A 238-nucleotide genomic window follows, 5' to 3' on the forward strand; every position below is an offset into this window, starting at 1 on the left:
GTCGAGCGGCGCGGGGTGTCTATCAGATCGCAACCCGCTTGCGCTACAGCCTACTTAAGTTCGTCAAATGCCACGGTGAAGTCCGGCAGGTTCAGCCGCGCTTTGAGGCTCGCATATTGGGCTGGATCCTTGATGACTTCGATCTTGCGCGGCTCGCCGTTTTCGCTGTCTTCGCGGTTCGGTTCGCGCGAAATGATCGTAAATTCAGAACCCAGTGTGCGTGCACCGGCCGGATGTG

1 protein-coding gene is annotated in these 238 nt (G+C 58.4%); it reads right to left on the reverse strand.

Features of this window, described 5'->3' with window-relative positions:
• Positions 1-50 precede the first annotated feature (50 nt).
• Positions 51-238, reverse strand: a 188-nt coding sequence (locus Q5L94_RS14125; RefSeq protein ID WP_317498977.1) for a hypothetical protein, incomplete at its 5' end; no start/stop codon positions are given.

The organism is Idiomarina sp. Sol25, assembly GCF_033052775.1.
Taxonomy (GTDB): Bacteria; Pseudomonadota; Gammaproteobacteria; order Enterobacterales; family Alteromonadaceae; genus Idiomarina.